The sequence below is a fragment of the Blautia sp. HCP3S3_G3 genome, from assembly GCF_052063365.1.
Taxonomy (GTDB): Bacteria; Bacillota; Clostridia; order Lachnospirales; family Lachnospiraceae; genus Blautia_A.
The window spans coordinates 55,466-77,497 of sequence record NZ_JBQHXR010000008.1; the positions used below are offsets into that span (position 1 = coordinate 55,466).

Consider the following 22,032-nt stretch of genomic DNA (forward strand, 5'->3'; position numbering starts at 1 on the left):
TTAAACTCTCTTCACTGCACCGAATGCACAGTTCTCTTCGCACTTGCCGCACTTGATACATACATTCGGATCAATCTTGTGAACCTGTTTCTTATCACCTTCGATCGCATTGACCGGACAGTTTCTCTTACATTTGCCGCAGCCCTTGCAGTCGTCTGTGATTTCGTAGTGAATCAGAGCCTTACAGGATCTTGCTGTACATTTATGGTTGTAAATATGATCTTCATATTCATTTCTGAAGTAACGGATGGTGGTAAGTACCGGGTTCGGAGCTGTCTGTCCAAGACCGCACATCGCACCGTCTTTGATCTTGCCTGCAAGTTCTTCAAGCAGTTCGATATCACCGTCTTTACCTTCACCTTTGGTGATTCTCTCAAGAATCTCAAGCATTCTCTTGGTACCGATACGGCAGTAATTACATTTACCGCAGGATTCTTTCTTGGTAAAGTCAAGGAAGAAACGAGCCATATCTACCATACAGGTATCTTCGTCCATAACGATCATACCGCCGGATCCAACGATCGCACCCGTTTTATTGATGTCTTCATATGTAACCGGGGTATCAATGAGCTGTGCCGGAATACATCCGCCGGATGGTCCACCCATCTGAACAGCTTTGAATGCTTTGTCATTTTTGATACCTCCGCCGATATTGTAGATAACTTCGCGAAGAGTCATACCCATTGGTACTTCCACAAGACCGCCCTTCTTGATCTTGCCTGCAAGAGCAAATACCTTGGAACCTTTGGATTTCTCAGCACCTCTGTCTGCAAATGCCTGTCCGCCGTTGGAGATGATCCATGCAACGTTGGCATAAGTTTCTACGTTATTGATGTTGGTCGGGAGTTTCCAGTAACCTTTTGCTGCCGGGAATGGCGGTTTCAGACGAGGCATTCCTCGTTCGCCTTCCAGAGAAGCGATCAGAGCGGTCTCCTCACCACATACGAATGCGCCTGCACCGGCTTTGATACGGATATCAAAGTTGAAACCTGTTCCAAACAGATTCTTGCCAAGATAGCCTTTTTCTCTTGCCTGTGCCATAGCGATTTCAAGACGTGCGATTGCGAGAGGATACTCAGCACGGCAGTAAATGATACCTTCGGTAGCACCTGCTGCAAAACCGCCGATGATCATACCTTCCAGCAGAGAGTGCGGGTCACCTTCCAGTACGGAACGGTCCATGAATGCACCCGGGTCACCCTCGTCTGCGTTACATACCATATATTTCTGAGCACCCTGATTGGATTTGATCGCATTCCATTTGAACCAGGTCGGGAAACCGGCACCACCGCGGCCGCGAAGGCCGGAGATCTTGATTTCGTCAATAACCTGATCCGGAGTCATGGATGTGATTACTTTTTTTGCTGCTTCATATCCGCCTACAGCGATGTATTCTTCGATTTTTTCCGGGTTGATCTTACCGCAGTTACGAAGAACGATTCTCTGCTGCTGGGATAAGAAAGCCTCATCCTCCTGCGGAATCACGTATTTTTCAACAGGTTTGCCGCCGATGAGGTGTTCCTCAACGATTTCAGCAACCTTGTCTGGTGTACATTTGACATATCTGGCTTCCAGGGCGCCTTCTTCATTATAAACGTCAACGATCGGCTCAAGATAACAGGTACCGATACATCCTGTCTTGTCGATCACAACGTTTGTCAGATTCTTTTCCGCTACGATTCTTTCGAATTCATTAGAGGTTTTCTTAGCGCCGGTAGCAATACCACAGCTGCCCTGTCCTACAACAACTTTCATATTTTCTACCTCCTATGCATTCTGCGCTTTGTAATCATCAAGAATTTTCTTAACGGAAGATTTGGTCAGGTTACCGAAGGTCTCCTCGCCGTCTGCTGTCTTCACCATCATAACCGGTGCCAGAGAGCAGCAGCCAAGACAGGCAACGTTGTTCAGAGTAAATAATCCGTCCTCTGTTGTCTCTCCGTCTTTGATTCCAAGATGTTCACAAACTGCTTCTTCAATCATGTCGGAACCGTTTACGTGACAGGCTGTACCTTTGCAGAGCATGATAAGGTATTTGCCGATCGGCTGTAAGCGGAACTGCGCATAGAACGTAGCAACACCATAGATCTTTGCAGGCATAATTCCGGTTCTCTCAGAGATGTAGTTGATCGCATCCAGAGAAAGATAACCGTAAATGTCCTGTGTCTGCTGAAGAATGGTAATCAGGCTGCCAGGTACTTTTGCATATTTCTCAAGCACCGGAGCCAATTCAGCGAAATCCGCGTTTCCGCCGTTCTGACATTCGCAAGTATTGCTCATATGATTGTCCCTCCTGTATAGATAATAATAAACATAAATATTCATTCTTGCTTATTATAGCACAAAAGTGGAGACAATCAAATAAAAAAGTATATATTTTTACAAATTTCTGGCAGGAATTTCAGCAGTTTTATCTGAAAACGTTTTTTTCAGGTCTTTCATCTGGTGATAATCCTCAATCATTTCGTACAATTTCGTCAGAGCCTCGCGAATTCCTCCTACTTCATCAATGAGTCCTTCCCTCACTGCTTCGCTTCCTTCCAGCATGGTTCCGACATCTTTGACAAGCTGTGTCGTGTCCAGCATCAGCTCTTCCAGACGTTTCTGGCTTGTTTTGGAATGAGAAGAGATAAAGGCGGTAATACGGTCCTGTATTTTTTCCATATTCCGGTATGTCTGTGCCACGCCGATAAACATACCGCTGGAGCGTACCGGATGAATCACCATCGTGGCGCTGGGAACGACGAAGGAATAATCTGCAGAAACAGCCATGGGAACGCCGATGGAATGTCCGCCGCCAAGAACAAGGGAGACGGTTGGAATACTTAAGGAGGCAATCATTTCCGCAATAGCAAGGCCTGCCTCCACATCGCCGCCCACGGTATTCAGCAGGATCAGAAGGCCGTCAACAGATTCATCATCTTCTATCATCGCAAGTTTCGGAAGAACATGTTCATATTTTGTTGTTTTACTCTGGGATGGGGCGGATTCATGACCTTCTACTTCCCCTATGATCGTAAGAAGCTCAACCCGGTGTTTTCTGGGATTTCCGTCAAGAACCACCTGTCCCATTTCCCGGATCTGATCATTCTGCACGTTTTCCCGGTCCAGCTGCTGTTTTTTTTCTTCTTTTTCATTGTCATTATACATAAAAAAACACCTCCAAGATATCATATCCTGGAGGTAGTATTTACAAAATCAGACTCTGTTTATTCATCCCAGTTGTGCCACACATCTGTGACATCATCATCTTCATCAAGAAGATCCAGTGTTTTCTGGATGTTTTTAATATCTTTTTCGTCGGTCAGTTCCACGTAAGTCTGCGGAACCATTGCGACCTGTGCTTCCAGCATCGGAACACCGGCTGCTTCCAGTGCTTCTCTTACGGCACTGAAGTCTTCCGGATCAGTAATAACCTCAAAACTGTCCTCTTCTTCGCTGAAATCTTCCGCACCGGCATCAAGAGCAACCATCATCAGCTCGTCTGCATCCATCTCACATTCTTCTTTGTCAATGATGATCTGACCTTTCTGATCAAACATGAAAGAAACGCATCCCTGTGTACCAATGCTTCCATAACCTTTTGTAAAGGCATTTCTTACATTACTTGCAGTACGGTTTTTGTTGTCTGTCAGAGTCTCTACGATGATCGCAACACCGTTCGGGCCGTATCCTTCGTAAGTAGCTCTCTCATAAGAATCTGCAGAATCAGCACCAGCAGCCTTTTTGATGCCTCGTTCGATGGTATCGTTCGGCATATTGTTTGCTTTCGCTTTGGCAATAACATCACGAAGTTTGCTGTTATTGTTCGGATCCGGGCCGCCGGCTTTGACAGCCATTACGATTTCACGTCCAATGACAGTAAAAATCTTACCTTTTTTGGCATCGTTTTTCTCTTTCTTATGCTTTATGTTTGCGAATTTTGAATGTCCTGACATTTTTCTTCTCCTTTTGGTTCTTTATCATTTATTTTTTCGGCCCGCACCCTGTCTATGGTTTTATTGCCAAGTGACAGGATCTTAAAGCGGTAACCGTTTGCAACAATTTCTCTGTCCAGATCTTTTTCTGTGGGAATATGTCCCAGAACAGAAGTCAGATATCCGTTCAGTGTTTCAAATTCCACATCGCCGAAATCCACCTCAAGCTCCTCTTCCACATCCTCCAGATACGCCAGCCCGTCTATGATCACGCTGTTGTCGATCTGGGTACGGATCGTAATCTCTTCATCATCGTATTCGTCCATAATCTCGCCGACAATTTCTTCCACAATATCTTCCATGGAAACAATTCCTTCTGTCTGGCCATATTCATCAACTACGATTGCCATATGAATTTTTTTGCTCTGCATGGACTGGAGCAAATCTCCGATTCCTCTTGTCTCCGGAATAAATGCTGCCTGGCGGATCAGACCGGGAAGTTCTTTCAGTGGTTTGAATTTTGCCCAGGAATTCTTGGTCATAAATTTCATGGCATCTTTATAATGGACAATGCCCAGGATATCATTCAGGTCTTCTCCATATACCGGATATCGGGAAATGCCCTCTTCCATCATCTGTTCCACCATTTCTTTCAGAAGAATATCCTGACTGAAGGCGACCACATTTGTCCGGTGTGTCATAACCTCCCTGGCTTCCGTCTCATTAAAGTAAATGATGTTCTGGATCATTTCCGCTTCACTTTCTTCTATGACGCCCTGTTCGTGAGCTTCGTCCACAATGGAAATGATTTCTTCTTCCGTAACGGCGTCTTCTTTCTGATTCAGTTCCACACCAAAGGGAACAGCAGTAAGCTTTGCGATCCACGTAATAAACAGTGTCAGCGGATAGAGAATAGAAACAATGGCGTTTACCATTCCTACATAACGAAATGCAAATTTTTCCGGACAGTATGTCCCTACTCTTCGGAATGTGAGAATTCCAAAAGATGCAAGCAAAAGCACGCACACAAACAATACCAGGGCAAAAACCGATGCATGATCTATGTAATGGCGGGAAAATCTTGTGATCCACGGAACCAGAAAAGCTCCGATGGATATTCCGGATGCTGTCACGATCAATGGAATCGCATTTACATACTGAACAGGATGCTCCATCAGTTTTTTCAGTAAAATTGCTTTTTTATTTCCGTCCAGTGCCTGCTTCTGTATTTCACTCTCACTGAGATTCTTCACTGCTGCGGAAAAACCGTAAAATATTCCGTTCAGCCCCAGCAGCGTTAACAGTATCAATACGCCCCATAAGGGCAAACTACTGCCATCTTCCATATGTTCTTAAATTCATCCTCCAATTGTCATTCAGTTCCGGAAATTACTCCGGCTGTATTTCCTGATTGCGGGATTCCGCACTTTTTCTGCAGAAAATCTGCATAGTTACTGATAAAATATAGCACTTTCGCAGGCGTTCGTCAAGAACTGCCTGAAAAAACAAAACAAACTGCCTGAAAAACACCCCCCAAAATACTACCTGAAAACAAAACCCAAAACAAAAGCAGAAACTTCACGGAAAGGAAAAACACTATAATCCAGAACAACACAGGCTAAAAAGATAATTCCAGACTGATCTCCAGTGCATGATTCACTTTGTCCAGAATGCTCTGATCCAGGTGGCAGACCTTGTCTTTCAGTCGCCGTTTGTCAATGGTACGAAGCTGTTCCAGCAGGATTACGGAGTCTTTTTCGATTCCATAGGCGGAAGCATCGATTTCGATATGTGTCGGCAGTTTTGCCTTGTTCATTTTTGATGTAATTGCTGCACAGATCACTGTCGGACTGTGCTTATTGCCCACATCATTCTGTATGATCAGAACCGGACGGATACCGCCCTGTTCACTTCCTACTACCGGTCTTAAATCTGCATAAAAAATATCGCCTCTTCTAATTACCACACAATTCACACTCCGATTCTCATTCCGGCTGCTGCCGTATTCTAGAATTAGTATTTCCAGGTTTTTCTTCGGTATACATGTGTCATGTGCAGTGTATCAGGATTTAATCAAAAAAAGTCAGTTCTCCGCATTCCTTCCCGTCTTTTACATAGACTCTCGGTACGCGCTTGCTGATCTCACAGGCAAATTCATAGGAAAAACGTCCGGAAAGATCTCCGAATTCTTCCATCGCAATGATTTCCTCTCCATCCCGTCCGATCAGTGTTACCTCATCTCCGGCTTTTGCCTCCGGAATATCAGTCACATCCACCATAAACTGGTCCATACAGACTCTTCCGAGAATTCCGGCACGTTTTCCATGGATCAGAACCCATCCTTTATTGGAAAGCTGTCTCGGATAACCATCCGCATATCCGGCAGGAATTGTGGCAATTCTTGTCGTTTTTTCTGTTACATAAGTTCCGCCGTAACTGACAGCACTTCCTGCAGCTACCTCTTTGATATAGGTAATATGGCTTTTCAGTTCCATTGCAGGTTCCAGACAGATAATATCCCGTTCCACCTCACCGGAAGGATAAATTCCGTAAATCGTGATGCCCGCACGTACAACGTTCAGATTGGCTTCCGGTACACGGATAATTCCGGCACTGTTGGAGCAATGGCGGATCGGAATTTTTACCCCGTTCTTTTCAAGCATATCTGCGAATTTCAGATAACGTTCCAGCTGAACCATTGCAGGAGTTCTGTCATATTCATCTGCTCTTGCAAAATGGGTGAACATTCCCTCAATCTGCAGATTTGGAAGACTGGAAATTTGTTTGATCACATCGATGCTTTCCGGTCTGTCTGCAAAACCGATTCTGGTCATTCCGGTATCCAGCGCCAGATGTATATGTATGATTTTTCCCTGACGGACAGCTTCAGCGGATAAGCCTTCTGCCATTTCCAGAGTGCAGACGGCCGGGCGGATCTCTTCTTTTACCAGATCTTCAAAGCATTCTTCAAAAACAATTCCGAGAATCAGGATCGGCTTGCGGATTCCGGCATGACGAAGCTGCAAAGCCTCCTCACAGGTAGCTGTGGCAAATCCCCAGATATAATCATAGTTTTCTACCAGATGAGCGATTGCCACTGCTCCGTGTCCATAACCGTCTGCCTTGATCACGGCAATCATCTGTGTTCCTTTGGCAAGGTTGTTTTTCATTTCCTGAAAATTATGTGCAATGGCATCCAGAGAAACCACTGCTTTCAGTCTGCTGTATTTTTTCATAATCATCCTCCAACGTATCACTGAAATCGTTTCTGTTTTCATATATCACGCAGATACCATTCCTTCTGTATGAATACACCTTATTTTACTCTTTTATCTGATTTTTGCAAGAACGGATGGCAGCATACGGATCAAATCCCGTGCTTTCATCCCGCGTGTTCCGGTTTCTTCAGCTGCCTGATCGCCGCTTTTTGCATGGAGATAAACTCCAAGCGCAGCGCACAGTCCCGGATCCGGTGCGTTTTCCTTTTTCTGCAGATACATGCATGCGACCGCTGCAAGGATACCGGAAAGTACATCCCCGCTTCCTGCAGTTGCCATTCCGGGATTTCCTGCAAGATTCAGATACAGGTGACCATTTTTGTCTGCAACAACTGTACAGGCATCTTTCAGAACGCATACGGCATCTGTCCCGGTTGCATATTCTTCTGCTGTTTCCGCCATGCGGCACTGAATCTGGTCAATGCTTTTTCCGGTCAGCCGGCTCATTTCCCCAAGGTGAGGGGTCACTGTCACACGTTCCGAAAGCCAGGCATTCCATGCCGGATGCATTGCCAGAAGATTCAGACCGTCCGCATCCAGAATCACCGGTTTTTGCGCAAGAGAAGCGTTTTTCAGAAACCACTCCGCACGTTCCCGGCTTTTTCCGGAAATACCAAGTCCCGGTCCGATTACAAGAACATCACACCAGTCAAGAGATTTCCGGTTGGCTTCTTCGGTAAATGCACAGGTGACCATAGCTTCCGGCAGCAGGATCTGAAGAGGAACCCGATTGGCCTCCTCTGTCTGGATCTTCACCATGCCGGCTCCTCCCGCCAGTGCTGCCGATGCGCACAGATAAGCTGCGCCGCACATGCCTTCCGTCCCGGCCACCACCAGAACCTTTCCAAAGGTTCCTTTATTGCCATATACGACCCGTTCCGGCAAAAGCCCAAGATCCGACTGTTCCAGATGCCAGGTACGGTCCTGCGGCTGATCTGCCCCGTAGATGCCGATATCTGCCACAACGATACGGCCTGCATACATTCGTCCCGGATAAAAACAGAGTCCTCGTTTGCGGAACGCAAAAGTCACTGTGAGATCTGCATGAAATGCAATGCCGAGTTCCTTTCCTGTATCTCCATCCACGCCTGAAGGAATATCCACTGCTACTTTCCATGCATCTGTTTCATTCATCCGCATAATCAGTTCTCTGTAAGCACCCTCTACAGGTCTTGCAAGTCCTACTCCGAAAAGGGCATCTACTATAGTAGTATATTCAGCCCATTCCACATTATGCACGACAGGCACCCCATAGTTGGATGCAATGCGGTACTGATTCCTGGTTTCCTCTGTCATACGATTCTCAGATCCTGCCACAAAAAACGAGGTGTCGACTCCCTCCAGATACAGAAGCCGCGCTATGGCAATTCCGTCACCGCCATTATTACCGCTTCCGCATACGACCAGCACCTTCTCCTTTTTATATTCCTCACTTGTACCATAAATCTTTTGAAAATGTTTTTTTATTTCTTCAGCTGTTTTTAATGCAGCCCGTTCCATCAGAACACAGGACGGAATTCCCATTTGATAAATCGCTGCATTATCCAGTTCCTTCATTCTTTTACAGGTAACGATTTCCTTCATAACGATTCTCCGATTATTCTTCAATACACTCTGGAACGTAACAGGAAAATGCGTGGCACTCTCCCGGGAAATAACAAAAAGCCGCCTCCGGGTCCGCTGAAAAATCCCCGGTCTATAGCGGCTCTTTTCATAATGCTTTATTTTTCCACATGCTCCTGGCGATACTGACTCAGATTATAAGACAGTGTCATCAGACTTTCGGAAAGATGGACATTCTCAACGATTACATCATCCGGCGTATCCAGATCTACATGGGCGAAATTCCAGATGGCCTTCACTCCGTTCTCGATCAGAATATTTGCCATCTCTTTTGCCCTGTTTTTCGGTAAAGTCAGGATTGCAATCTCCACAAGGTTTTCACGAAGAAAAAGAGGAAGGTCACTCAACATCTGAATTTCAATTCCGCGGACAGCCATTCCTTCCAGCACAGGATTAACATCAAAAATGCCTACCAGTTTAAATCCCCGTTTCTCAAAATCCACATAATTGGCAAGTGCCTGGCCAAGATTACCGGCTCCGAGAATGATCATTGGATGCTGGACATCCAGTCCAAGAATCTTCCCGATCTCCGTATAAAGAAATTTGACATTATATCCGTAGCCCTGCTGTCCAAAGCCCCCGAAATTATTCAGATCCTGACGGATCTGCGAAGCAGTGACTTTCATTTTTTTGCTCAGGTCATTGGAAGAAATTCTCTCCACATTTTCCTCCAGTAATTCCCCCAGATATCGATAATAACGCGGCAGGCGTTTAATAACAGCTTTTGAAATTTCTTTTGCGTCCACAAAGAACCCCTCCTTATCATACTATGTCAATTATAACGAATTGACATTTTATTGTCAATTAAAGTTGTAACATATTACCAAAAAAATATTGTTTACAGGCAATTTCCGGGGCTCCTTTCCGGATTTTTTCCTTTACAAAATCCGGAATTACGATATAATGAATTTTGAATGTATTTTATTTCTTATATTGCGACAAACTCAGACATCTTTTGGAGGAATTCATATGATTTTATCATGTCAGAACATTTGCAAATCCTTTGGTGAAAAAGTGATTCTCCATGACGCATCTTTTCATATAGAAGAACGGGAAAAAGCCGCACTGATCGGCAATAACGGCGCAGGCAAGACGACTTTGCTGCGTATTATCATGCAGGAGATTTCTACGGATTCCGGTACTGTTGTCATTTCCCGTGACAAGAATATCGGTTATCTTGCCCAGTATCAGGATATCCATGGTCATCATACCATTTATGAAGAGCTTCTTACGACCAAACAGCATATCATTGATATGGAAACCCGGATGCGGTCGATTGAGCAGGAAATGAAGCATACCTCCGGGGAACAGCTGGAAACGCTTATGAACACTTATACCCGCCTCACTCATGAATTTGAACTCCAGAACGGCTATGCGTACAAGAGTGAACTGACCGGAGTCCTGAAAGGACTTGGGTTTGGAGAAGAGGATTTTGACAAGCAGATCGAAACACTTTCCGGCGGTCAGAAAACACGTGTTGCACTTGGCAAGCTGCTGATTTCCAAACCGGATATCCTTCTTCTGGATGAGCCGACCAACCATCTGGATATGGAGAGTATTACCTGGCTGGAGACGTATCTGCTGAATTATCCGGGTGCGGTCTTCATTGTTTCTCATGACCGTTATTTCCTTGATAAAGTGGTGACAAAAATCGTGGAGATTGAAGCCGGGGAAGTCCGTTCCTATACAGGTAATTATTCCGCCTACGCGCTGAAAAAAGCACAGCTTCGCGATGCGCAGTACAAGGCTTACCTCAATCAGCAGCGTGAGATCAAACATCAGGAAGCTGTGATTGCAAAACTGAAATCTTTTAACCGGGAAAAGTCCATCAAACGGGCAGAAAGCCGGGAAAAAATGCTGGGTAAAATCCAGCGTCTGGATAAACCGGTGGAAATTCAGGATCAGATGCGTCTTTCTCTGGAACCCCGGTTTGTCAGCGGAAATGATGTACTGACCGTGGAGGAGCTTTCCAAGAGTTTTCCGGGACAACTTCTGTTTCAGAATATTTCCTTTGAAATCAAACGTGGGGAACGGGTAGCACTCATTGGCAGCAACGGCACAGGAAAAACAACGATGCTGAAGATTATCAACGGAATTCTTTCCGCTGATACCGGAAAATTTACCCTTGGTTCCAAGGTACAGATCGGATATTATGATCAGGAGCATCACGTTCTTCATATGGACAAGACAATCTTTCAGGAAATTTCTGATACGTATCCGACTCTTACAGAGACGGAAATCCGCAACATGCTTGCTGCTTTTCTTTTTACAGGGGACGATGTTTTTAAGGAAATATCTGCTCTCTCCGGTGGAGAAAGAGGACGTGTTTCCCTTGCAAAACTGATGCTTTCGGAAGCCAATTTTCTGATTCTCGATGAGCCGACCAACCATCTGGACATTGCTTCCAAGGAAATTCTGGAAGAAGCCCTGAACAGCTATACAGGAACGGTATTCTATGTTTCTCATGACCGTTATTTTATCAATCAGACGGCAACCAGAATTCTGGATCTGACGAATCAGAAGATTGTGAATTATATCGGTGATTATGATTATTATCTCGAGAAACGGGAAGAACTGACAGAAAAGTATGCTCCTGCTGCTGAAGAAGAGATTAACGAGGCATCTCCGACATCCGACAATAAGATTTCCTGGCAGCAGCAAAAAGAAGAACAGGCGCAGAAACGTAAACGGGAAAATGAACTGAAAAAAACGGAGAAACGTATCGAAGAGCTTGAAAATCGAGATAAAGAAATCGACGAAACACTTGTGCTTCCGGATGTTTGCACAAATGTAGCGAAATGTACCGCTCTCAGCCGCGAAAAAGAAGCAATCGCAGAAGAACTGGAAGAACTTTATGAGAAGTGGGAAACGCTTGCATAATGGTATAGATTTATAACGGCATATATTTTAAAACCGCAGAATTCCCCAAAAGGGAACCTGCGGTTTTTTATGGAGTGTATCAATAAATTTGGATACACGCAATGTGAAAGCCCAACGAAACGGGCAGAAAAAAACAATTTCATCAGATAGGGTTCTGCGTATCTCACGACGGTACAAGATGTCCGGCACTCGAATCTCGGCAGCTGATTTTTTACATAATAGAATCCAGAGTTTCTCTGACAGCAAGAATGAAATCTCTGCTGTTCAGTACTGTCGGGTTCTCCAGAGCCGTAATTAAAGCCAGATCTTTTGTCATTTTTCCGGATTCGATCGTTTTTAAGGTTGCTTTTTCCAGAGAATCCGCAAAAGCAGCCAGTTTCTGGTTACCGTCAAGTTCTCCGCGTTTGCGAAGAGCACCTGTCCAAGCAAAAATAGTGGCTACGGAGTTGGTGGAGGTTTCTTTTCCTTCCAGATGACGGTAATAATGTCTCTGTACGGTTCCGTGAGCAGCCTCATACTCATAATATCCATGAGGAGAAACCAGTACAGAAGTCATCATAGCCAGAGAACCGAATGCCGAAGATACCATATCGCTCATGACATCTCCGTCATAATTCTTGCAGGCCCAGATAAAACCGCCTTCCGCTTTCATGACACGGGCTACAATATCATCGATCAGACTGTAAAAATAGGTCAGCCCTGCCGCCTCAAATTTATCTTTAAATTCAGATTCAAAAATCTGTTGGAAAATTTCTTTAAACTTACCGTCATAGGTTTTGGAAATGGTATCTTTGGCGCCAAACCATACATCCTGTTTGGTATCAAGCGCGTAATTAAAGCAGCTTCTTGCAAAGCTTTCAATGGATGATTCCATGTTGTGCATGCCCATTGCAACACCAGGTGTTTTAAATTCCTGCACCAGAGAGCGCTTTTCTTCTCCATCGTTACTTGTATATACCAGTTCGACTTTTCCAGGCTTATCAATATAAAATTCCGTATTTTTGTAAATATCACCATATGCGTGGCGGGCCAGGGTAATCGGCTTTTTCCAGTTTCGGACACACGGTTCAATGCCCTTTACAATAATCGGTGCACGGAAGACAGTTCCATCCAGAATCGCCCGAATTGTTCCATTGGGACTTTTATACATTTTTTTCAGATCATACTCTTCCATTCTGGCTTTGTTTGGAGTGATTGTAGCGCATTTTACTGCTACACCGTATTTTTTGGTTGCTTCTGCTGCATCTATGGTCACCTGATCATCAGTCTCATTACGATGTTTCAGCCCAAGATCATAGTATTCGGTATTCAGGTCAATATAGGGGAGCAAAAGCTCATCTTTGATCATTTGCCAGAGAATTCTGGTCATCTCGTCGCCATCCATTTCAACTAATGGGGTCTGCATTTTGATTTTTTCCATAATGTCCTCCTCTGCTGCATTTCATCCAACCATCCATAATCAACACTTATTTTATCCAAAATACATCAAATCGTCAATACTTTTATATGTTAACGCATCACTTTCATCAAAATGTCCGAAAAATCACAGAGATAAGAACCTTTTACAGTTAAATTTTCCCCAACCCTGTTGATTTCTTGACAATCCCATGTCATCAGCACTATCCTTTAACATCATTTTGATCTCCATGTTTGTCAGATCTTGATTTTTTTCCAGTTTTAATGCGATTGCACCGGAGACAAGAGGGGTAGACATGGAGGTGCCGCTTTTGGCAGAATAAAAGCGGTCCGGTCCGGGAACACAGGACATGATATGATTTCCCGGCGCAACAATATCCGGTTTGCAGATACAATCGTAGGTCGGGCCGCATCCGGAAACACCGCTGGAGCCTTCCAGCAGATCGCTGGAACCAACGGTAATGATTTTTTTGCTGCTTCCGGGGGCTGTGATACTGGATGGTTTCGGTCCGAGATTTCCTGCTGCCGCAACCACGATCAGCCCTTTGTCCCAGAGTTCTTCCACTCCGCGAATCAGGGCATCCTGATCATTTCCTGTTTTGTACGTTGTACCCACAGAAATATTGACGATACGTATATGGTACTGCTCATGATAACGCAAAATCCATCGGAACGCACGCATGACATTTTCTTTATTTCCGTTTCCGAAACGGTCCAGCACTTTTAATGCCGCAATCCTGCAGGAAGGTGCTATGCCTTTATAAAGGCCCTTTGAAGCTTTTCCATCTCCGCATAGAATTCCTGCAACATGAGTTCCATGTCCATTGTCATCATAAGGACGCGAGCGGTATGATACAAAATCACGAAAAACAATGATCCGGTTCCCAAAATCCATGTGCGGATATATTCCCGTATCCAGAATCGCTGTTGTGACACCTTTTCCCGTATATTTGTCAGTTTCCATATTGTCTCCAAATACAGGATTTATTTTAGCTTATTCTTCGATATGCGTGTTTGCGCATCGGATCTGTTGATTTTGCATAAATTTTAATAAAAAGGAAATACTGAACAGATAGAAAACAACAGGATCATCCTGATTTATGATTTTTAAAGGAGGAAGGTTAGAAAATGCTGCTGATCATACTCATTCTGGCACTTGTTATCCAAACATTTATTTTATTTTGTTGTGCCGCAGCTGGAAACGACCAGATGTCCCGGGAAATTTCCGACCAGGAACAAATAGAATTTCTGAAAGAATGGTGTAAAAATCATCAGGGACATAAGAAAATGCAATAGAACATACCTGCCCCAATACGATATCGATCAGATACGAAAAAGTCATATAAAATATCATAATAGGAGATATTTTATATGACTTTTTCGAAACCTTATCTGATTATACCAATATTTTCTTACTCAACGATAAATTTCAATACAGCCTGATTGGAAGTATTTCCGGCAGAGTCGATTACATAATAGGTACATTCATAGGTACCCGGTGTCAGTGTATCCAGTGAACCGGTAATCTGAATCTTTGTCCAGAGATCGTAAACATTGTCTGTATCATCTGTAATCTCTTTTACATAGCTGAGACGGTCTACAGAAGTTCCGGCCGGAACTGTTACCACATAATCTGTCAGATATATACGAGGATTCTGCGCCGGCATCGCAGCGGCTGCAGCTTCCTGCTCTGTGCGTGCCTGTTCTGCTTCGGAAGAGGTATCTGTACCCATGTCAGCAGAGGTCGGCTCTTCTACGGTATCAGAAGCGGAATCTCCGTTCTGTTCTTCATCCGAAGAATTACTTACATCCTGTTCTTCTGTATCTGCTCCTTCTGTATTAGAATCTGTCTCTTCTGATTCATTTGCCGCAGCTTCTTCCTGTTCATTCCCTGCAGTTTGTTCTGCCGGATAAGTCTGCTTTACCTTGGTAATATTATTAGAGTTATCCTTTGCTACATAAACGATACAAACTTCATCTTTATCCACTGCATAAACAGATTCTACGGTAAGAGAATCTGTTACATCCCCGTCTTTTTCATCAAAAGCGATTACATTTTCCAGTAGTTCGGAATCTTTCATACCCTCATGGTACACGAGACTTGTATTGTTACAGGTTACTTCCGGACCGGTTCTGTCTCCATTCAGGCGGAACCATCCAACAAGTGCGATTAATCCCACACAAACAACAGCCATAAACACAGCAAATTTTTTTGACATAGTATTTACTCCTTACCTTCCTGTCCATACTGTCCATATCGACCATACTTGCCGTATTTTCCATAGTATTTTCCATATCCCTGTTTAGCAAGGTCAACTTTGTTCAGAATTACACCAAGAATCGGGCAGGCACATCTTGCAAGCTGTTCTTTGACTTCCTGTGCAAAGCGATAGCTGATGACACCGGATTCCATAACCATAATAGAACCATCACACTGATCTGCAATAACAGCACTGTCAATGACGCTTCCAAGAGGCGGTGTGTCAATGATAATATAGTCGTATACATCTCTTACTACTTTCAGAAGGTTTTTGAAATATTTCCCTCCAAGAAGTTCTGCAGGGTTTGGAGGAACAATTCCTGCGTAAATAATATGAAACCTCGGAATATTGGTTGCATAAATCACATTTTCCAGAGATGCCTGCTGAGAAAGATAATGGGAAAGCCCCTTAATTTCTCCATCAACTTCTGTTCTTCCAACAAGAACAGATTTACGAAGATCTGCATCTACGAGAAGCACACGTTTGCCTGATTCAGCAAGAGAAACAGAAAGGTTAAAGGAAACATTACTCTTACCTTCATTAGGGGTACAGCTTGTAATTGCAATAACCTTTTTATCTTCCCCACAGAACAGAAGATTCTGACGAAGCGATTTGTAGGATTCATCAACACTGTAATTTAATTTTGGACGAGCAACTGTAATCTGTTTCATCTTTTCTTTCTCCCTTTATTCTTTTTCTGTTTCTTGGATTTTTTCTCCATTTCCATAAGAGGAATGGTTCCAAGAACACTTAACTGCAAGTATTTTTCTACATCTTCCTGAGACTTAATGGTATCATTCGTCAGGTATACGATCAGAATAATTGCCGTTGCAAGAATCACACCCAGCAGTCCTCCGATTATACCGTTCTTAGAAAGACTCGGACTCGCTTTTTCATTAGGGATATTTGCAGTTTCAACAACATTAACCGCATCAATATTCATAACATTCTGAATATGGTTGGCAGCCACATCACGGACAGCATTTGCAATCTGACATGCCTGATAAGGATCTTCATCCGTTACGGTAATTGACAGAATACGGGTATCAGAACTTGTTCCCACGGAAATCTTATTCAAAAGTTCTTTGTCTGTCATATCGAGATTAAGCTGAGCAATCACACCTTCTGTAACAGTACGGCTTGTGATCAGTTCCGCATAGTCCTTGGTCAGTGACAAACTGGTTTGCATATCCGAACTTGTCAGAGTGTTATTATCCTGTTTGCTTAACACATACATTTTAGTTGTTGATTCATACTGCGGAGTAATAAACAGCATCGTAACAACGATAAATACCAGTGCTGCCGTAATACCTGACAAGATGATTATCCACAGTTTACTGAGAATCACCCCAGCTATTTCCATTAAATCAATTTCCATTTCATCGTTTTTCGTGGTGTGCTGATTTTCCATTTTTATCCTTCCATCCCTTATTTTTTAATGATTCTCTCCGGGTTATGTATAAAAATCTGTTCTGCATAATCTTCTCCCATTTTTTTGGCAACCCGATTATATGCATCCTTCAGCTTCGGTACCCGATAAGAACTTCCGTGACCGTCAGTTCCCACGAAGTGAAGCAGATCTTCTTTCATCAGTTTCGAGCAGAAACGCTTTGTTCCAAATCCTTCTTTGCCCACAATGCTCTCGGCATTTACCTGTACTCTGGCACCCATTTCCACCATCTCTTCAATGAAATTCAGATCTCCCCGAACCTTAGGATAGCGTTCGATGTGTGCAATAATGGGTTTATAGCCATTAGAAATCAGAGAATACAGGGTTTTGCGGACCTGCGTCTGATCAGATGAACCAGAAAATTCCACAAGTACATATCTGGAACCTGCCATGGTAAGAACCTGCTTTGACCGGAGCATCTCCACCATGTTTCCATTTACATGGAATTCACATCCCAGATACAGGTCTATTCCATCACCTCCGATATCTGATGCTTTCGCTCTCAACGCTTCGAACTGCTGCTGAACCTTTTCCAGAGGTGTCTCAAACATCCCTTTACGAAAATGCGGAGTGATAATAATATGACGCACTCCCTCTGCATATTCGATCTTAAGCATCTTCAAAGCTTCTTCCATATTATCCGCACCGTCATCCACATGGGGGACAATGTGACAGTGCATGTCATATAAACCTTTCATAAAATCCTTTCTTCTCTCTTATTGCATTAATTCCATATCATCAGGCTAACTTCCATTATGTAACCCGATACAAACACAATTATTATATCTTATTCTCTCATCATACACAAGATATTTTTTCGCCTATTTTCAACAAATACAAAACTATTAGCAGCTATCCATAAAATGAACAGCTGCTAATTCTTACTGGAGACTGATCTCCTCACCGTTTCTCACTTTGCTCATAAGATCTTTTGCTTTGTCAACAGTGGAATAATCTGGAATCATGACATATGCATTCTGACTCATGGAATATGGTTTTTGTGTGTCACCGGTACCATTTACGCTGTAGCTAACGATGTTCCAGCTGCCGCCTTCATTCAGCTGTTTTCTTACAAGGGATGCGATGAGATCATACGGAACATTCGTTTCGAAGCTTCCCTCCATTCCACTCAGAACAGAAGTATAATTCTTTAAAAGCTCCGGAGAAAGAGCTTTGTTGATAACAGCTTCTATCACGGCCATTTGATTTCTTCCTCTCTGACGGTCGCCTTCACTGAATGCATAACGTTCCCTGGCAAATGCAAGAGCCTGTTCCCCATTCATATAGTTCTCACCCTGGTTAAAATGATATGCTCCTGTAGTGAAATCATAATCGGAATTTACTGTAACTCCGCCCAGAGCATCAATAATATTAATGAATCCTGCAAAATTCAGTCGGAAATAATAATTTATATCCTCCTCATAAAGCATACCCAGGGTATCCATACAAACATTAATACCGTAGATGCCTGCATGCGTCAGTTTATCAGGAGCACCATTAGAAATAGAAAGCGGTACAAAATAATCTCTCGGTGTTGACACCAGAAGGACCTGTCTGGTTTTTGTGTTAATAGTGGCAATGATATTTACATCACTTCGGCTCTTGGCTGTCATAGCACCTCTTGTATCGATTCCGCTAATAAAAAGTGTAAGTACCATCTCATCCGTATTTGTATTACCATCGGGATTCACAACTAACTGCGGTTCCGTACGCTCAATCACAGTTTCTACATGTTTTGTGGTAATTTCACGGAGCATAGAAGAGAATTTACTGTAACCATCCATCTCATCTATCACATCCAGGTAAGCCTGATTCAGGATGATTGCTTCAACTTTTTTCCGCATAATTGCATCTGCCAGATCAGTAAGTGAAGCATATTCTACTGTCCGGATCGTTGTTCCCAATTCAGAATCCAACTGGTTCACGGTATTATCCGTACTCTCTCTGTCCAGATCAGAAAGAATACCAAAGCTATAGTCTACTGCAGCATTAATAGAATCCGCGGCATCCTCATTCAATACATATACCCCAATCTGTGCCACTTCTGTATTTACGCCGGTAATATTATCAATCGTATTCACCGTTCTATAGATGTAAAGACTTCCAAGAGCCATAACAGCAACTGTCACAAGCATTAAAAGAATTCCAATGATGAATGGAATTATATATCTTAATTTGCGCACCAGAAGATAAACAACCAAAACCATCAGAACCAGTATCCCACAAATAATTGTCAGATACTTGGCTGGAACTAATTTCGTGTAAATCAGCAATGCAGCAAAAGCAAAAACAATCACAAAAAAGACAGCTGAAATAATCTTTCCCGGAAGCCGATCCATTTTTCTACTCATTACAATATTCATCCTCCTATGTATTTTATGGAAATTTCCGTTTGAAATAATCACAAAGTATCTTTTTTATTTTATACTTTCCAGTATGAAAAATCAAGTCATTATACAGAACTTTGATGACATTCCCGGTAACCTTCATACTATTTACACGTTATAAAATTCCTTATACCACTCGGCAAACCGTCTCAATCCGTCCCTCAGGCTTGTGCCTGGTTTGAAGCCATAGTCTCTCTCAAGTGCACTTGTGTCTGCATAGGTTACCGGCACATCACCAGGCTGCATCGGAACAAGCTCCTTGTGAGCCTCGAAGTCATAATCTTCTGGCAGAACCTTTGCTCTCACAAGTTCCTCCTGCAAAATCTGAACGAAGTCCAGCAGGTTTTCCGGATTATTGTTACCGATGTTATACACGGCGTATGGTGGAATCGGCAGGCCGTCCTCTCCGGTTACTTTTTCAGGCGCACCCTGCATCACACGTTTCACACCCTCTACGATATCATCCACGTAGGTGAAGTCACGTTTACAGTTACCATAATTAAAAATCTGAATCTTCTCACCTCTCATCAGCTTATTGGTGAAACCAAAATAGGCCATGTCAGTACGTCCTGCAGGTCCATAAACAGTGAAGAAACGAAGGCCGGTGGACGGAATATTGTAAAGCTTACTATATGCGTGAGCCATCAGCTCATTGGATTTCTTGGTTGCAGCATAGAGTGATACCGGATTATCTACCTTATCGTCTGTGCTGTAAGGAACTTTTTTGTTACTTCCATAGACAGATGAACTGGAGGCATAGACCAGATGCTCTACTCCGACAGCGCCTCCATCATAAGAATGGCGGCATGCTTCCAGAATATTATAGAAACCAATCAGATTCGACTGAATATAAGTATCTGGATTGGTAATAGAATACCGCACACCTGCCTGTGCTGCCAGGTTAACCACAACAGCCGGCTTATATGTCTGGAAAACATCCTGAATCAAATACGAATCAGCGATGTCTCCTTTGATAAAAGTCCAGGAAGAATCAGGATGCTTTTCCGATTCCTTTTTAATCTGCTCCAGTCTCCATTCCTTCATTTCAACCGGATTATAATCGGACATGATATCGATACCCACAACATGGATTGCCTCCACGGTACGGAGCAATTCCAAAACCAGATTATTTCCGATAAACCCAGCAGCACCGGTGACCAGTACTGTTTTTCCTGTTAAGTCAATTTTCTGCATCTGATGATCCCCCTCTCTCAGTCTCTTCTGAACACATCGCGTGTGTACACCTTATCGTTCACATCGTCCAAGCAAGCATCATAGCGATTTGCAATAATGGCCTGAGAAACAGCCTTAAACTCATTCAGATCACCAATGATGCGGCTGCCATAGAAGGTGGATCCTGCTGGCAGGGTCGGCTCATAAATCACAACCGTTGCGCCCTTAGCCTTGATTCTCTTCATGACGCCCTGGATGGAACTCTGACGGAAGTTATCGGAGTTACTCTTCATGGTCAGACGGTACACACCGATGACAACTTCCTTTTCCTTTGCCGCATCCCAAGTACTATTTGCTTCATAGGCTCCAGCCATCTCAAGCACACGATCTGCGATGAAATCCTTTCTGGTTCTGTTACTTTCCACGATAGCAGACATCATATTCTGAGGAACGGATTCAAAATTGGCAAGAAGCTGTTTGGTATCCTTAGGCAGACAGTATCCGCCATAACCGAAGGAAGGGTTGTTGTAGTGTGTGCCGATACGTGGATCCAGGCAAACACCATTAATGATCTCAGCCGTATTCAGTCCCTTGGACTCTGCATAAGTATCAAGCTCATTAAAATAGGAAACACGAAGGGCAAGATAAGTATTGGCAAAGAGCTTCACTGCCTCTGCCTCGGTAAAGCCCATAAACAGCGTATCAATATTCTCCTTAATGGCCCCCTGCTGGAGAAGAGTGGCAAATGTATGTGCAGCTTCAGCAGACTCCTCATCACAGGACACGATGATACGAGAAGGGTACAGATTATCATACAGAGCCTTGGATTCACGCAGGAATTCCGGGCTGAAGATAATATTTTTTGTGTTATACTTTTCTCTTACCGATGCGGTATAGCCCACCGGAATGGTGGACTTGATGATCATCATGGCTTCCGGATTTGTCTTTAATACCAGTTCAATGACAGCCTCCACAGCAGAAGTATCAAAGAAGTTCTTCTTGCTGTCATAGTTGGTCGGAGCTGCAATGATAACAAAGTCAGCATCCGCATAAGCGGACGCAGCATCCAGAGTTGCGGTCAAATCCAGTTCCTTCTCGGCCAGATACTTTTCAATATAATCATCCTGGATCGGAGAGATATGCTTATTGATCATATCGACCTTCTCAGGAACAATATCCACAGCAACCACATGGTTGTGCTGTGCTAAAAGTGTGGCTAATGAGAGGCCAACGTAACCGGTACCGGCCACAGCGATATTGTAGGATTTATCAACAGTTGTGTGGGCAGTAGTTGTTTCCTCCGCCACATCGGCAGCACCGGCTTCTGTATCAGTATCATCTACAAACATATCAACAACTTCAAAACCAAGAGTTTCACCCAGCATCTGCATCTGCTCCACTGTCGGTACATAGTCCTTATTTTCAATGCGACCGATCATGGCCCGGTTAATCCCTGTAGCATCTGCAAGCTGTGCCTGGGTAAGTCCTTTCTCCTTTCGGAGAGCGTGGATTGTCTCCACGATTTTATCAATAGACAGTTTTTTCATTTCTAATTACTCCTAACCACTCTATAATTCCGTTTTAAGCAGAATTATTTTTTCTATTCATGTATTTCTTAGCATCATTTCAACTCGTTCATTGTACGAC

19 protein-coding genes are annotated in these 22,032 nt (G+C 43.6%); 1 reads left to right on the top strand and 18 read right to left on the bottom strand.

Annotated features, from left to right (window positions below):
- The 9 genes from ACTNEW_RS09285 to ACTNEW_RS09325 all read right to left on the bottom strand — a co-directional run bounded on the left by ACTNEW_RS09285 (position 1) and on the right by ACTNEW_RS09325 (position 9,564).
- Positions 1-1,755 (bottom strand): NADH-ubiquinone oxidoreductase-F iron-sulfur binding region domain-containing protein, encoded by a 1,755-nt coding sequence (locus ACTNEW_RS09285; RefSeq protein ID WP_441060201.1) that lies wholly within the window; start codon positions 1,753-1,755, stop codon positions 1-3.
- A 12-nt stretch (positions 1,756-1,767) separates the two neighbouring features.
- Positions 1,768-2,280, bottom strand: a complete 513-nt coding sequence (gene nuoE, locus ACTNEW_RS09290) for an NADH-quinone oxidoreductase subunit NuoE (protein WP_441060203.1) — start codon at positions 2,278-2,280, stop codon at positions 1,768-1,770.
- 99 nt (positions 2,281-2,379) lie between these two features.
- A complete protein-coding gene (locus tag ACTNEW_RS09295) occupies positions 2,380-3,150 on the bottom strand; it encodes a ClpP family protease (RefSeq protein ID WP_441060205.1) in 771 nt (256 codons plus the stop codon).
- Between the two features lie 59 nt (positions 3,151-3,209).
- Complete coding sequence (locus ACTNEW_RS09300) at positions 3,210-3,938, bottom strand: YebC/PmpR family DNA-binding transcriptional regulator (protein WP_441060207.1); 729 nt, start codon at positions 3,936-3,938, stop codon at positions 3,210-3,212.
- Complete coding sequence (locus ACTNEW_RS09305; RefSeq protein ID WP_441060209.1) at positions 3,908-5,263, bottom strand: hemolysin family protein; 1,356 nt, start codon at positions 5,261-5,263, stop codon at positions 3,908-3,910. Before ACTNEW_RS09305 ends, ACTNEW_RS09300 begins: the two co-directional genes overlap by 31 nt.
- A 272-nt stretch (positions 5,264-5,535) precedes the next feature.
- Complete coding sequence (locus ACTNEW_RS09310; protein WP_441060211.1) at positions 5,536-5,883, bottom strand: type II toxin-antitoxin system PemK/MazF family toxin; 348 nt, start codon at positions 5,881-5,883, stop codon at positions 5,536-5,538.
- A gap of 103 nt (positions 5,884-5,986) precedes the next feature.
- The gene (gene alr, locus ACTNEW_RS09315) at positions 5,987-7,153 is read right to left on the bottom strand and encodes an alanine racemase (protein ID WP_441060213.1); all 1,167 of its coding nucleotides are present in this window, start codon (positions 7,151-7,153) and stop codon (positions 5,987-5,989) included.
- A 93-nt stretch (positions 7,154-7,246) separates the two neighbouring features.
- Positions 7,247-8,779: an NAD(P)H-hydrate dehydratase gene (locus tag ACTNEW_RS09320; RefSeq protein WP_441060215.1), complete on the bottom strand. Its 1,533-nt coding sequence runs from the start codon at positions 8,777-8,779 to the stop codon at positions 7,247-7,249.
- 137 nt (positions 8,780-8,916) lie between these two features.
- A complete protein-coding gene (locus tag ACTNEW_RS09325) occupies positions 8,917-9,564 on the bottom strand; it encodes a redox-sensing transcriptional repressor Rex (RefSeq protein ID WP_441060217.1) in 648 nt (215 codons plus the stop codon).
- A 223-nt stretch (positions 9,565-9,787) separates the two neighbouring features.
- Here ACTNEW_RS09325 and ACTNEW_RS09330 point away from each other — a divergent pair, with 223 nt between their 5' ends.
- Complete coding sequence (locus ACTNEW_RS09330) at positions 9,788-11,698, top strand: ABC-F family ATP-binding cassette domain-containing protein (protein WP_441060219.1); 1,911 nt, start codon at positions 9,788-9,790, stop codon at positions 11,696-11,698.
- 211 nt (positions 11,699-11,909) lie between these two features.
- Here ACTNEW_RS09330 and ACTNEW_RS09335 read toward each other — a convergent pair whose 3' ends face one another.
- The 9 genes from ACTNEW_RS09335 to ACTNEW_RS09375 form a co-directional block, all read right to left on the bottom strand.
- Positions 11,910-13,118, bottom strand: coding sequence for an NADP-dependent isocitrate dehydrogenase (locus ACTNEW_RS09335; RefSeq protein WP_441060221.1), 1,209 nt, complete (start codon positions 13,116-13,118; stop codon positions 11,910-11,912).
- Positions 13,119-13,241: 123 nt separating this feature from the next.
- Complete coding sequence (locus ACTNEW_RS09340; RefSeq protein ID WP_441060223.1) at positions 13,242-14,078, bottom strand: S8 family peptidase; 837 nt, start codon at positions 14,076-14,078, stop codon at positions 13,242-13,244.
- Between the two features lie 448 nt (positions 14,079-14,526).
- On the bottom strand, positions 14,527-15,333 hold the full coding sequence (locus tag ACTNEW_RS09345) for an immunoglobulin-like domain-containing protein (RefSeq protein WP_441060225.1): 807 nt from the start codon (positions 15,331-15,333) through the stop codon (positions 14,527-14,529).
- 5 nt (positions 15,334-15,338) lie between these two features.
- Positions 15,339-16,046, bottom strand: a complete 708-nt coding sequence (locus ACTNEW_RS09350; protein ID WP_441060227.1) for a polysaccharide biosynthesis tyrosine autokinase — start codon at positions 16,044-16,046, stop codon at positions 15,339-15,341.
- Positions 16,043-16,786, bottom strand: coding sequence for a YveK family protein (locus ACTNEW_RS09355; protein WP_441060229.1), 744 nt, complete (start codon positions 16,784-16,786; stop codon positions 16,043-16,045). Before ACTNEW_RS09355 ends, ACTNEW_RS09350 begins: the two co-directional genes overlap by 4 nt.
- A 17-nt stretch (positions 16,787-16,803) precedes the next feature.
- Positions 16,804-17,523 carry a CpsB/CapC family capsule biosynthesis tyrosine phosphatase gene (locus tag ACTNEW_RS09360; protein ID WP_441060231.1) on the bottom strand — a complete coding sequence of 240 codons (720 nt, stop codon included), beginning with the start codon at positions 17,521-17,523 and terminating at the stop codon, positions 16,804-16,806.
- A gap of 183 nt (positions 17,524-17,706) precedes the next feature.
- A complete protein-coding gene (locus ACTNEW_RS09365; protein WP_441060233.1) occupies positions 17,707-19,176 on the bottom strand; it encodes an LCP family protein in 1,470 nt (489 codons plus the stop codon).
- Between the two features lie 144 nt (positions 19,177-19,320).
- Positions 19,321-20,406: a GDP-mannose 4,6-dehydratase gene (locus tag ACTNEW_RS09370; protein WP_441060235.1), complete on the bottom strand. Its 1,086-nt coding sequence runs from the start codon at positions 20,404-20,406 to the stop codon at positions 19,321-19,323.
- Between the two features lie 17 nt (positions 20,407-20,423).
- Positions 20,424-21,932 (bottom strand): nucleotide sugar dehydrogenase, encoded by a 1,509-nt coding sequence (locus ACTNEW_RS09375; protein ID WP_441060237.1) that lies wholly within the window; start codon positions 21,930-21,932, stop codon positions 20,424-20,426.
- Positions 21,933-22,032: the final 100 nt, after the last annotated feature.

What these genes read in the sequence shown, in the direction of transcription:
- ACTNEW_RS09305 (WP_441060209.1), bottom strand. Translation starts at nt 5,263, where the DNA reads ATGGAAGATGGCAGTAGTTTGCCCTTATGGGGCGTATTGATACTGTTA.
- ACTNEW_RS09345 (WP_441060225.1), bottom strand. Translation starts at nt 15,333, where the DNA reads ATGTCAAAAAAATTTGCTGTGTTTATGGCTGTTGTTTGTGTGGGATTA.
- ACTNEW_RS09285 (WP_441060201.1), bottom strand. Translation starts at nt 1,755, where the DNA reads ATGAAAGTTGTTGTAGGACAGGGCAGCTGTGGTATTGCTACCGGCGCT.
- ACTNEW_RS09330 (WP_441060219.1), top strand. Translation starts at nt 9,788, where the DNA reads ATGATTTTATCATGTCAGAACATTTGCAAATCCTTTGGTGAAAAAGTG.
- ACTNEW_RS09375 (WP_441060237.1), bottom strand. Translation starts at nt 21,932, where the DNA reads ATGAAAAAACTGTCTATTGATAAAATCGTGGAGACAATCCACGCTCTC.
- ACTNEW_RS09320 (WP_441060215.1), bottom strand. Translation starts at nt 8,779, where the DNA reads ATGAAGGAAATCGTTACCTGTAAAAGAATGAAGGAACTGGATAATGCA.
- ACTNEW_RS09335 (WP_441060221.1), bottom strand. Translation starts at nt 13,118, where the DNA reads ATGGAAAAAATCAAAATGCAGACCCCATTAGTTGAAATGGATGGCGAC.
- ACTNEW_RS09295 (WP_441060205.1), bottom strand. Translation starts at nt 3,150, where the DNA reads ATGTATAATGACAATGAAAAAGAAGAAAAAAAACAGCAGCTGGACCGG.
- ACTNEW_RS09365 (WP_441060233.1), bottom strand. Translation starts at nt 19,176, where the DNA reads ATGAGTAGAAAAATGGATCGGCTTCCGGGAAAGATTATTTCAGCTGTC.
- ACTNEW_RS09355 (WP_441060229.1), bottom strand. Translation starts at nt 16,786, where the DNA reads ATGGAAAATCAGCACACCACGAAAAACGATGAAATGGAAATTGATTTA.
- alr (WP_441060213.1), bottom strand. Translation starts at nt 7,153, where the DNA reads ATGAAAAAATACAGCAGACTGAAAGCAGTGGTTTCTCTGGATGCCATT.
- ACTNEW_RS09360 (WP_441060231.1), bottom strand. Translation starts at nt 17,523, where the DNA reads ATGAAAGGTTTATATGACATGCACTGTCACATTGTCCCCCATGTGGAT.
- ACTNEW_RS09340 (WP_441060223.1), bottom strand. Translation starts at nt 14,078, where the DNA reads ATGGAAACTGACAAATATACGGGAAAAGGTGTCACAACAGCGATTCTG.
- ACTNEW_RS09370 (WP_441060235.1), bottom strand. Translation starts at nt 20,406, where the DNA reads ATGCAGAAAATTGACTTAACAGGAAAAACAGTACTGGTCACCGGTGCT.
- nuoE (WP_441060203.1), bottom strand. Translation starts at nt 2,280, where the DNA reads ATGAGCAATACTTGCGAATGTCAGAACGGCGGAAACGCGGATTTCGCT.
- ACTNEW_RS09300 (WP_441060207.1), bottom strand. Translation starts at nt 3,938, where the DNA reads ATGTCAGGACATTCAAAATTCGCAAACATAAAGCATAAGAAAGAGAAA.
- ACTNEW_RS09350 (WP_441060227.1), bottom strand. Translation starts at nt 16,046, where the DNA reads ATGAAACAGATTACAGTTGCTCGTCCAAAATTAAATTACAGTGTTGAT.